The sequence below is a fragment of the Sphingomonas sp. 22176 genome, assembly GCF_052045505.1.
In the GTDB taxonomy this organism is placed as follows: Bacteria; Pseudomonadota; Alphaproteobacteria; order Sphingomonadales; family Sphingomonadaceae; genus Sphingomonas.
On record NZ_JBQEPL010000008.1, the window covers coordinates 152,356 to 163,480 of the forward strand.

The following is an 11,125-nucleotide window of genomic DNA, read 5'->3' on the forward strand; positions in this document are numbered from 1 at the left end:
ATGTATACTTTGGTCACAGTTTGTCAATCCAGGGAAGTTTCCTTATGTGGCACGGATGACCGAACCATCCTCCCCTTCGCCCGCTCGCGGCCCGGCCGAACATGCCGTCCGCGACCAGATCATCGAAGCGGCGAACGACTGTTTCGCGCGCTACGGCTATGGCAAGACCACGGTGGCAGACCTTGCGCGGGAGATCGGCTTCTCGAAGGCGTATATCTATCGATTCTTCGAATCGAAGCAGGCGATCGGCGAGGCAATCTGCAGCGCGCGACTGGCGCGGATCCTCGACGCCGCGAAAACCGCGACCGCTGAAGGCGAAAGCGCAACGGACAAGTTCAGGCGGTTTTTCAAGGGCCTTACAACCAAGAGCGTCGAACTATTCTTCGACGATCGCAAGATCTACGAAATCGCTGCGTCCGCCGCCGCCGAGAAATGGGGCTCGGCGCAAGCCTATGTCGAAGCGCTCAAGCTGCTGATCGCCGAGATCGTGCGCGAAGGCCGCGAGCGCGGCGAATTCGAACGCAAGACGCCGCTGGACGAAACGTGCCGCGCGATCTTCTACGCGATGATGCCGTTCGTCGATCCCCTTCATCTGGAACGAAATCTGGACCTGTTGCCGGATGCCCAGACCGAGCTCACCGGGCTGATCCTGCGGAGCCTAGCCCCCTGATCCGCGTAGTGACGTATTGACAATATGGTCACATGAAAACATCTACGCTCCAGCTTTTTGGAGGATTCGTAGGTGTCGGATCATTTTCTCGCCCCCCTTAGGGCGGTTCGCGTTTCACTTCTGCTGGCGCTCGCGGCGTGCTCGCATGCCGAACCAGATCCGCGCACCGATCCCCCGCTGGTGCGTACGATCGCGCCGCAGGCGGCGCAGGCCGGCACCCGCGAGTTCACCGGCGTCGTCGCGGCGCGGGTGCAGAGCGATCTGGGCTTCCGCGTAGCGGGCAAGATCACCGAGCGACTGGTCAATGCCGGCGACGTCGTGCGCCGCGGGCAGCCGCTGATGCGGCTGGACATAACCGATCTCGCGCTCGCCACCCAGGCTTCGAACAAGACCGTCGACGCCGCGCGGGCAAGCGCGCAGCAGACCGCCGCCGACGAGCGCCGACTGCGCGATCTCGTCGCGGCGGGCGCCATCTCCGCCTCCACCTATGACAAGGCCAAGGCGGCGGCCGATGTCGCGGCGGCGCAACTGCGCGCGGCGCAGGCCCAGGCCGGCATCGCGCGCAATGGTGCTGCCTATGGCGTGCTGCTGGCCGATGCCGACGGCACGGTCATGGAAACGATCGCCGAACCGGGCCAGGTGGTCGTCGCCGGACAGGTCGTGGTGCGCGTCGCGCGCGCCGGACCGCGCGAGGCGCTGATCCAGCTGCCGGAGGATCTGCGCCCCGCGATCGGCGCCACCGCTACCGCCCGCACCTATGACGGCGGCACCGGATCAGCCACGCTGCGGCAGCTCTCCGACGCCGCCAACCCCGCGTCCCGCACCTTCGAGGCGCGCTTTGTGCTGGCGGGCAGCGCGGCGCGCGCCCCCCTGGGCGCGACCGTCAAGCTGACGCTCGCCGGCGCCCGCGAAGGCGTCACCACCGAAGTGCCGCTGGGCGCGATCCGCGACACCGGACACGGCGCCGGCGTTTGGGTGGTCCGCCCGGGCACGCAACCGAGCGTGGCCTGGCGTGCGGTGCGCATCGTCGGCCTCGGCGAGGAAACGGCGCGGATCGCCGCCAGCTTCCAGCCTTCGGACCGGATCATCGCGATGGGTGCGCACATGCTGCACGAAGGACAGCCCGTCCGTATCGAAGGGACTGCCAAGTGAGCGGCGGCGAACCCGAGAAGCGCGGCTTCAACCTTTCCGCACTCGCCGTACGCGAGCGCGCCGTCACCTTGTTCTTCCTGATCGCGATCATCGCGGCGGGCACGATCGCGTTCCTCAAGCTCGGACGTGCCGAGGATCCCGGCTTCACCATCAAGGTGATGACCGTGGTCACCGCCTGGCCCGGCGCCACCGCGCAGGAAATGCAGGACCAGGTGGCCGAGCCGCTGGAAAAGCGGCTGCAGGAGCTGCGCTACTATGATCGCAGCGAGACCTTCACCCGCTCCGGCCTAGCCTTCACCACATTGACGCTGCGCGACAGTACGCCGCCAGCGGAAGTGCCGGAGCAATTCTACCAGGCCCGCAAGAAGATGGGCGACGAGACGGCCAAGCTGCCGCGCGGCGTGATGGGCCCGTTCGTCAACGACGAATATGGCGACGTGACCTTCGCGCTCTACGCGCTGAAGGCCAAGGGCGAACCCCAGCGCAACCTCGCCCGCGAGGCGGAAACGCTGCGCCAGCGGCTGCTGCACGTACCCGGCGTCAACAAGATCAACATCGTCGGCGAACAGCCGCAGCGCATTTATGTCGAGTTCACCGAGCAGCGGCTGGCGACGCTCGGCGTTTCGATGCGCGACATCTTCGGCGCTCTAGCGAAGCAGAACCTCGTCACCCCCGCCGGCTCGATCGAGACCAAGGGCCAGCAGGTCGCGATCCGCCTCGATGGCGCGTTCGACGACCTGTCGAAGATCCGCGACCTGCCGATCATGGTCAACGGCAACAGCCTGCGCCTGTCGGAAATCGCAAAGGTCGATCGCGGCTATGAGGACCCCGCCACCTTCCTGATCCGCAGCGGCGGCGAGCCCGCGCTGCTACTCGGCGTCGTCATGCGCGAAGGCTGGAATGGCCTCGATCTGGGCAAGGCGCTGAATGCCGAAGTGGCCAAGGTGCAGAAGGAACTGCCGCTCGGCATGACCCTGACTCCGGTTACCGACCAAGCAGTGAACATCAGCGAAGCCGTCGACCAGTTCATGCACACCTTCTTCGAGGCACTGGCGATCGTGATGATCGTCAGCCTGATCAGCTTGGGCTGGCGCGTCGGCCTGGTGGTAGCCGCCGCCGTACCGCTGACGCTGGCGATCGCGCTGGTGGTGATGTGGGCGACAGGCCGCGTGCTCGACCGCATCACGCTCGGCGCACTGATCCTCGCGCTAGGCCTGCTGGTCGACGATGCGATCATCGCGATCGAGATGATGGTGGTGAAGATGGAGGAAGGGTATGACCGCATCCGCGCCTCCGCCTATGCCTGGAGCCACACCGCCGCGCCAATGCTGGCGGGCACGCTGGTCACGGTGATCGGGCTTATGCCGGTCGGCTTCGCCCAGTCGACTGCGGGCGAATATGCCGGCAACATCTTCTGGGTGGTCGGCTTCGCGCTGATCGCGTCGTGGTTCGTCGCGGTGATCTTCACCCCCTATATGGGCGTGAAGATGCTGCCCCACATCAAGCCGGTGGAAGGCGGCCATCACGCCATCTACCAGACGCCGCGCTACCAGCGCGTGCGCGGCATCATCGCCTGGGCGGTCCACCACAAGAAGCTGGTCACGCTGCTCACCGTCGGCGCGTTCCTCGTCGCGGGCGCGGGCATGCCGTTCGTGAAGAAGCAGTTCTTCCCCACCTCGGATCGCCCGGAGCTGCTCGTTGAGGTCCAGATGCCCAAGGGCACCGCGTTCGCCCAGACCAGCGCGGCAACGGCCCAGGTCGAGGCATGGCTGCAGAAACAGCCGGAATCGAAGATTGTCACCGCGTACATCGGTCAGGGTGCGCCGCGCTTCTTCATGGCGCTCTCGCCCGAGCTGCCCGATCCGTCCTTCGCCAAGGTCGTCGTCCGCACGCCCGACGAGGCAGCGCGCGACCGGCTGAAGCTGAGGCTGCGGCAGGCGGTGGCCAACGGACTGGCCCCGGCGGCGCGCGTCCGCGCCACCCAGCTGGTGTTCGGTCCGCCCTCGCCCTTCCCCGTCGCCTTCCGGGTCGCCGGCCCCGACCTCACGACCGTACGCGGCATTGCTGAGCGGGTGCAGGGTGTAATGCAGGCCGATTCGATGCTGCGCACGGTCAACAGCGATTGGGGCGAGCGCGCACCTGCACTCCACTTCGTGCTCGACCAGGAACGGCTCCGGGCGTTCGGCCTCACCTCCAGCGACGTCGCCGACCAGCTCCAGTTCCTGCTGAACGGCGCGTCCGTTGCCCAAGTGCGCGAGGACATCCGCTCGGTGGAAGTCGTGGCCCGCTCGGCCGGCACCGATCGGCTCGATCCCGCCCGGATCGGCAACTACCAGCTGATGGGCGCGAACGGCCAGCGCGTGCCGGTCAGTCAGATCGGCAAGATCGAGGTGCGGATGGAAGATCCCATGCTCCAGCGCCGTGATCGCCTGCCGACCATCACCGTGCGCGGCGACATCGCCAACGGGCTGCAGCCGCCCGACGTCTCGACGGCGATGTTCGCCAAGCTGCAGCCGATCGTCCGGAGCCTGCCGAGCGGGTACCGCATCGACATGGCGGGCTCGATCGAGGAAGCGGGCAAGGCGAATGCCGCCCTGGCGCCGATCTTCCCGATCATGATCTTCCTGATGATGATTGTGATCATCCTGCAAGTGCGCAGCCTCTCGGCGATGGGCATCGTGCTCTCCACCGCGCCGCTCGGCCTGATCGGCGTAGTGCCGACGTTGCTGGTGACCGGCCAGCCCTTCGGGTTCAACGCGATCCTTGGACTGATCGCGCTGGCAGGCATCCTGATGCGCAACACGCTGATCCTGATCGGCCAGATCCACGACAACGAGAAACTGGGCATGACGCCCTACGACGCGGTGGTGGAGGCGACCGTCCAGCGCTCGCGGCCGGTGATCCTGACCGCGCTGGCGGCAGTGCTGGCCTTCGTGCCGCTGATCCAGTCGGTTTTCTGGGGCTCGATGGCGGTGACGCTGATCGGCGGGACGCTCGGCGGCACGGTCCTGACGCTTCTCTTCCTGCCCGCACTCTACGCGCTGTGGTTCCGGATCCGCCCCGCGAAGAAGGGTTTGCACGAAAGCCACAAAGACCTTTCACCTTCTTGATGAACCTCCCGACAATACGAGGACAAGCTGTTGACTACGACCATGCGAGCTTCCAGGCTAACGATGACTCAGCGCTGAGATTGGTGATCTACACTCCCCGGGGAGTAACCGTCGTCCGGCACTGGTTGCATCGTTGCAAGGTGCGAACCCTTCAGCCGAGACCGTCCAGTTTTGCTATGTCCGTGATCGATCGTAAGCGGTTGCGGCATCCGCCATGACCCGCTCATGCGCCAATGCCCAGGAGCACAGCGCTTCAAAGGGCCCACGAAGCGAGTGTCCCAAGGGAGTGATCGCATAGACGACCCCGATCGGCGTCGTCGGGATTACCGTGCGGGTCACCAGTCCATGGCGTTCGAGACGCTTCAGCGCGTCCGCGAGCGATTTGTGGGTGATGCCGTCCAGCCGCCGCTTTATCTCATTGAAGCGCGCCGGTTGCGGGCACAGCACGGTCAGGATCATGATCGTCCACTTGTCGGCGATCTTGTCGAGCACGGGACGGATCCGGGGCACGTCCAGCATCGCCTGGTGTGACAGGGCATGCAGATCGGTATCATCCGGCATATCTACGCCACTCCAGATGCGTTCTTGATATCAGATATGCCACATATATCTGCGTTGCCGTCTCGAATGGAAGGACGGACGATGGCAAGGATGACGGACAAGATCGCAGTGGTTGTCAGCGGGGCGAAGGGGATCGGTCTCGCGATCGCCCGCAGGCTCTCGATGGAGGGCGCGACGGTCCTCGTGACCGGTCGGAAGCCCGACAAAGTCGTAGCTGCCGCAGAAACCATCGGCGCGTCAGCACAAGGCATTCAGGCAGATGCGGCAAGCCAGGCCGATCTGGAGCGGGTCATGGCCGAAGCCAGGCGTCTCCACGGAAGGATCGACGTGCTGGTGCTGAATGCCGGGCTTTCGGAGCCGGCAACGATTGCCGAGGAAACAGGCGAGCACTTCGACCGGCATTTCGCGGTTAACGTGCGCGGCGCGCTGTTCGGTATCCAGGCGGCGCTGCCCGCGATGAAGGATGGGGCGTCGGTGGTGCTGGTCGGGTCGATCGCGGACGTGATGGGCGTGACGCCGTTCAGCACCTATGGCGCCACGAAGGCGGCGCTGCGATCCTATGCGCGCAGCTGGGCGGCCGAACTCGCGCCTCGCCGCATCCGCGTCAACGTCGTCGCCCCGGGGCCGACCGATACGGACATGATGGCGGCGGTGTCCGAAGAGATGCGGCAGGCGCTGATCGCGCCCATTCCGCTTGGCCGAATGGCGCATGTAGACGAGGTGGCGTCCGCGGCGGTATTTCTGCTTAGCGACGACGCCAGCTTCATCACGGGGGCCGAACTTTGCGTCGACGGCGGTATGCGGCAGGTATAGCGCGATCGAGGGCGCCGCCTGTTCGCGCGGCGCCTGAATCCTCGAAGCGACGAACGCAAGCCGCCTCTACACCTGCCTCAACCTGACGGAGCGCCAGCCTCAAGTGGCGGGGTGCGGCCGATGCTATATGCGAAATCCCGAGCTGAAGGATCCTTCATATCTTGCGCCTTCTACAGGCAAGATCAAAGGAATAGCTCGTGTCGATAGCCGCCTTGCCCTCGTAACCGGCGCCAATAAGGGAATTGGACTGGAGATCGCCCGTCAGCTTGCCCAGGCCGAGGTCGACGTCATCCTCGGCGTGCGCGACAGTGGTGGTGCCGAAGCAGCGATTGCCCGCCTCGCCGAACAGGAGTTGCCCGCGCAATCCGTCGCGATCGACCTCACCGATCCTGCCAGCATCACGGCAGCGGCCGAGACGATCCGTAGCGCGCATGGCCGGCTCGACATTCTCGTCAACAAACGCCGGCATCGTCGATCCGCAGGACGGCCCGCCCCGGCATCGGCACCCCGGAAGCCGCGCGTCGCATCTTGGAGACCAACTCATCGGCACGCTCGCGGTGACCCAGGCGATGCTGCCGCTGCTGCAGGCAGCACCCAAGGGCAGGATCGTCAACCTGTCCAGCGCCCTAGGGTCTCTGGCGGTGATGGGCGATTCAAGCTCACCCTACTACGCGGCCCGGCTCATCGGCTACAATGCGTCAAAGGCGGCGGTGAACATGCTGACGGTACAGCTCGCCGCCGAGTTGCAGGATACCGGTATCGTTATCAATTCGGTGGCGCCCGGCTATGTGAAGACCGACCTGACCGGACATAGCGGTTTCATGACGCCCGAAGAGGGCGCTCGGCGCCGAGGAAACGGGCCGCTTCGTCGAACCGGGCGGGGAAACGCCCTGGTAACGGTCGGTCCCCCGGAAGGGCATCCGACCGATTTCAGGGCCTGTTCGATATCTCGATGTGCAGGCTTTTTGCGGGCAGGTCGATGGTCATGCCTTCAGTGCCGAGCTTCCACGCATCGGAAGGTCGCACGGCAGCGACGCCGCGCAGGAAAATGGAACGCGTCAGCAGATTGTCCGGCGGCATCGGTCCGAGGTGGCTGAACACAGAAGGCGGACGTCCGCGGCATTGGCGATGGCCGCCGCCTGCCGGGGCGTGGTATGATAGGTGGCGATCCTGCCCATCATCCCGGCCAGTGCAGGCTGCCCGGCGTCGAGCGACCCTCGCGCGACAGCCTGCAGCATTTCCGCGCTCGGCGCTTCATGGACGAGCAGATCGGCACCTCGGGCCATGGCAATCATGTTGGCCGTCGCAACCGTGTCGCCGGATACCACCACCGATCGGCCGCCATAGTCGAACCGGTAGCCGACGGCCGGATAGACCGGTTCGTGGTTCACCTGAAACGCAGTGATCTTCAGCCCGCTATCATCGATCAGGATGCGCCGCCCCATATGCGCGCGTTGTTCACCTGCGCTCGCCAGGCCGAAGGGACGCGCCGTCAGCCCGGCGCCGGTCACCGAACCGCCGTCCAGCGCCGCCCGATAGCCATCATCTTGCGCGAAGGCGAGGTTGAACCCGTTCACTACCTGCTCCACCCCGTCGGGGCCATAGACCGGCAATTGCTCGCGCCGCCCTTCCGCCCAGGACAGGCGGCGGAACTCGCCGAGATCGCCAATATGATCGGAATGGAAGTGGGTCAGCAGGATTGCCGAGATTCCCGCCGTCGGGAAGTGCCACTGGTCGAGATTGTTGGCCGATCCACCGCCTGCGTCGATCACGAACACGCGCTTGCCGGCGATCACCACGGTACAGCTGCGGGCATGCGGATTGGGAGAAGGCGCGGCGACCCCGCACAGGATAACGCGCAGGCCATCCTTGGGCAGCGCGGTTGGATCGCGGCTGGCCTGGCGGGCGACGAAGAAGGCGACAAGGCGATCCTGCACCGCCGGGATCGACACCGCGCCGATGCCCAGCAGCGCCGAAACGCCGACAACGAACCCGAGCATGCGCGCGATCCGTACCCCAACCGAGCGACGCCGTGCGCCTGCCACGGGGGCCTCGCTGCGCTCAGGCATGCTGGCTGAATCCGTTCGGCGCCGTATCAGCAGAATTGGCCACGGTGTTCCTCCGCCCAGGTAGCGAAGGACTTGGGCTGCCTGCCGGTGATGCGACGGACCTCCTGCGTCACGGCAATGTCGTGCCCCTTGGCGACGACGGCGGTATATGGCGACCAGCCCGTTCCGAAGCCAGCGACCGACCCCCGCGAACCGCAGCGAAGCGCGATACAAGGGCACGGGCAAGTCGAGGTAGCGGACGGGCTTGCCCCGACCGGCCGACAGGGCGGCGGCGATGTCCTTCATCGTCAGCGCCTGCGGCCCGGTCAGGTGATAGGTCGCGTCGTCCTGGCCATGCTCGAGCAACACGCACGCGGCGACTTCGGCCACGTCGGCGGCATCGATGAAGGCGGCGTTGCCGCTGCCGGCCGAGATGGGCGACACGCCCTTCCGGATCGGCACCGCGAGCTTCTCGAAATTCTGGTAGAATGCCGACGCGCGCAGGATCGTCCAGCGCAGCCCCGAACGGTGCAGGGCCAGTTCGCCCAGCGCGTGCGCCTTAGCCCAGGGCACCGGAGAGGCGATGTTGGCATCGCCGGCCGAAATCTTCACGACGCGCGACAGCCCCGCGTCGCAAGCGGCCGACAGCGCATTGGCTTCCAGCTCGATCTGGTTTTTGAGGGGCGGCGGCAGCAGGATCAGCGTGTCGCAGCCGGACAACGCGGCCACCAGCGCATCGGGCGTGGCGAGATCGCCGATCACGGGATCATGCCCCATGGCGCGCAGGCGTTGCGCGTCCTCGGCCTTGCGGACGAGCGCCTTTGCCTTCACGCCGCGAGCCGCGAGGATGCGTGCGAGATTGCCGCCAATGCTGCCCGTGGCGCCGGTTAGGAATATCATGCACATGCTCCCTGATCGTCGGCTTCCGTCGCCGCCATGTCCAAGATTGCGTTCATTTCGCGCAGGACCCGCAGCGCGTCGGCGATACGAGCGTCACCGATCGCGTCGGCGATCCCCAACGACAGCGGCTGGTGACGGGCATCGATCTGGTCGAGCGTTGCCCGCCCCGCTTCGGTCAGGCAGGCCAGCGCCGACCTGCGATGTCGCGGGTTGGCTTCCAGCGAAACCAGCCCACGCTCGATCAGCAGGTCGACGTTGCGCTGTACCGATTGACGGGTAAGCCCCATGCGCTTGGCGATCATCGGCACCGACAAGGGTTCGCACGCGAAACCCAGCGCGCCCATCACCTGCCACAAGGCACTGGTGATCCCCAGCGGATGGGTCAGGCGGTTGCCGGTTTCGATCAGATTCCCGCTGGCGCCGAACACCTCAACGATAAGATCGCGAACCTGAATGACCCGCTCGCGGTCTCCCTGTGGTGTCGATTTTTCGTCAGTCATGCGGGAATAATGACAGAAGACACGCCCTGCTCGGTGACGGGGGCGACGAGGAAGGCCGGGCCGAACATATATTCGTCGCCGATCGTGGCCACGGCGGGATCGTTGGGGAATTCCATGAACAATGCGCGCATGAACGGCGCGCTGGTCTTGTAGGTCCGGAATCCCAGCGAATAGAGATACGGCACCAGCGCGTAGCGCAGCCGCAGGAAGTTGGCGAGCACCGGCTCGGCAGCTGCGCCATATTGCCAAAGCGCCGTCCCCGCCCGCTGGCCGTGGATGCGCAGCGTCGGCGTGAAGCTGTTATAGGCGAACCAGCGCGTGAACAGCTCGGGATAATCGGCATAGGACGGTGGCATCGCAGTCGCGCCGGCAGGGTCGAGCAGCGGAGCCCGCTCGGCCTTGGGCCCGGATGGATCCTGCCAGCCGCCGGTATCGCTGCTCCAATAGGCAAGGCCGGTCGCGGTGAAGCCGAGGCCTGCCGGCACCTGGCGGCGGAGCGCTTCCCAGGTCGACTGCACGTCGGACGACCAGAACAGCGCACCGTTACGCTGGGTGCCAAGATAGGCGGCCCGGGAGAGGATCAGGTTGCGCAGGTTCGGCCGGTCGCGTGCCGATCCTTCCGCGACGCCGCTGGTGTGCACCAGCGGGAACAGGTTGTGGTAGCGGTCGCCCGACCCGATCGAATAGAAGTGGCCGTCCGGCACCAGATCCGGTTCGGTTTCGTCGAGCCAGAACCAGTCGAACCCCTGCGAGGCGATATTGTCGCGGATCTTGCCCCAGAACCCGCGCGGGCCTCGGGAGCGGTAGAATCGAGCAGCGCGCCGGCGCGGTCGGCGCGAACGGGCAGGCCGTCGACGACGCTGCCGTGCTTGTCGTGCAGCAACCAGCCCTTGGCAGCGAGGAAGTCGTAATAGCGCGATTCCCGCTCGAACCGCGGCCACACGCTGATGATCGAACGCATGCCCAGGCCGCGCAGCGTGTCGTTCATGCCCTTCGGGTCGGGGAAGTAGGTGCGGTCGATGTCGAGCCGCCCCATCCGGGTCCAGTAGAACCAGTCGAGGACCATCACGTCGAGCGGCAGGTTGCGCTTGCGATAGCCCTCCGCGATGCCGAGCAGCTCGGCCTGGCTTTCGTAGCGGGCCTTGGACTGGATCAGGCCGAACGCCGCCTTGGGGGCAGGGGTGTGCTGCCGGTCAGCTTGGCATAGCCCGCATAGAGCTGGTCAGTCGTGTCGCCGGTGATGATGAAGAACGACACGCGCTCCCCGACCTTGGACTGCCAGTGCGTGCTGTTGTTGAGGCCCGGCGACACGGTTGTGGCGGACGGATTGTCCCACACGATGCCATAGCCCTTGTTCGTCACCATGAAGGG

General features: G+C 65.9%; 8 protein-coding genes and 2 pseudogenes. 6 read left to right on the forward strand and 4 right to left on the reverse strand.

Going from position 1 to position 11,125, the window contains the following annotated elements:
- Positions 1-55: 55 nt before the first annotated feature.
- The 3 genes from ACTJKY_RS19410 to ACTJKY_RS19420 all read left to right on the forward strand — a co-directional run bounded on the left by ACTJKY_RS19410 (position 56) and on the right by ACTJKY_RS19420 (position 4,932).
- Positions 56-670 (forward strand): TetR/AcrR family transcriptional regulator, encoded by a 615-nt coding sequence (locus ACTJKY_RS19410; protein ID WP_440847738.1) that lies wholly within the window; start codon positions 56-58, stop codon positions 668-670.
- Between the two features lie 180 nt (positions 671-850).
- On the forward strand, positions 851-1,822 hold the full coding sequence (locus ACTJKY_RS19415; RefSeq protein WP_440847739.1) for an efflux RND transporter periplasmic adaptor subunit: 972 nt from the start codon (positions 851-853) through the stop codon (positions 1,820-1,822).
- Entirely contained in the window at positions 1,819-4,932 is a 3,114-nt protein-coding gene (locus ACTJKY_RS19420; RefSeq protein WP_440847740.1) for an efflux RND transporter permease subunit, read from the forward strand. The genes ACTJKY_RS19415 and ACTJKY_RS19420 overlap by 4 nt, the downstream gene beginning before the upstream one ends.
- Positions 4,933-5,106: 174 nt before the next feature.
- On the opposite strand, the gene ACTJKY_RS19425 is transcribed toward ACTJKY_RS19420, so the two are convergent.
- A complete protein-coding gene (locus ACTJKY_RS19425) occupies positions 5,107-5,493 on the reverse strand; it encodes a winged helix-turn-helix transcriptional regulator (protein ID WP_440847741.1) in 387 nt (128 codons plus the stop codon).
- Between the two features lie 90 nt (positions 5,494-5,583).
- Between ACTJKY_RS19425 and ACTJKY_RS19430 the strand changes: the two genes are divergently transcribed.
- The 3 genes and pseudogenes from ACTJKY_RS19430 (at position 5,584) to ACTJKY_RS19440 (ending at position 7,403) form a co-directional block, all read left to right on the forward strand.
- Positions 5,584-6,306: an SDR family NAD(P)-dependent oxidoreductase gene (locus ACTJKY_RS19430; protein ID WP_440847742.1), complete on the forward strand. Its 723-nt coding sequence runs from the start codon at positions 5,584-5,586 to the stop codon at positions 6,304-6,306.
- A gap of 127 nt (positions 6,307-6,433) precedes the next feature.
- Positions 6,434-6,703, forward strand: a pseudogene (locus ACTJKY_RS19435) (SDR family NAD(P)-dependent oxidoreductase); the annotation flags it as partial.
- 34 nt (positions 6,704-6,737) lie between these two features.
- Positions 6,738-7,403, forward strand: coding sequence for an SDR family NAD(P)-dependent oxidoreductase (locus ACTJKY_RS19440; RefSeq protein WP_440847743.1), 666 nt, complete (start codon positions 6,738-6,740; stop codon positions 7,401-7,403).
- Here the strand turns inward: ACTJKY_RS19440 and ACTJKY_RS19445 are convergent.
- The 3 genes and pseudogenes from ACTJKY_RS19445 to ACTJKY_RS19455 all read right to left on the reverse strand — a co-directional run.
- Entirely contained in the window at positions 7,365-9,254 is a 1,890-nt protein-coding gene (locus tag ACTJKY_RS19445) for an NmrA family NAD(P)-binding protein (protein WP_440847744.1), read from the reverse strand. The genes ACTJKY_RS19440 and ACTJKY_RS19445 overlap by 39 nt on opposite strands.
- A complete protein-coding gene (locus ACTJKY_RS19450) occupies positions 9,251-9,754 on the reverse strand; it encodes a MarR family winged helix-turn-helix transcriptional regulator (RefSeq protein ID WP_440847745.1) in 504 nt (167 codons plus the stop codon). Before ACTJKY_RS19450 ends, ACTJKY_RS19445 begins: the two co-directional genes overlap by 4 nt.
- Positions 9,754-11,125, reverse strand: a pseudogene (locus ACTJKY_RS19455) (glycoside hydrolase family 31 protein); the annotation flags it as partial. The gene ACTJKY_RS19450 and the pseudogene ACTJKY_RS19455, both read right to left, overlap by 1 nt.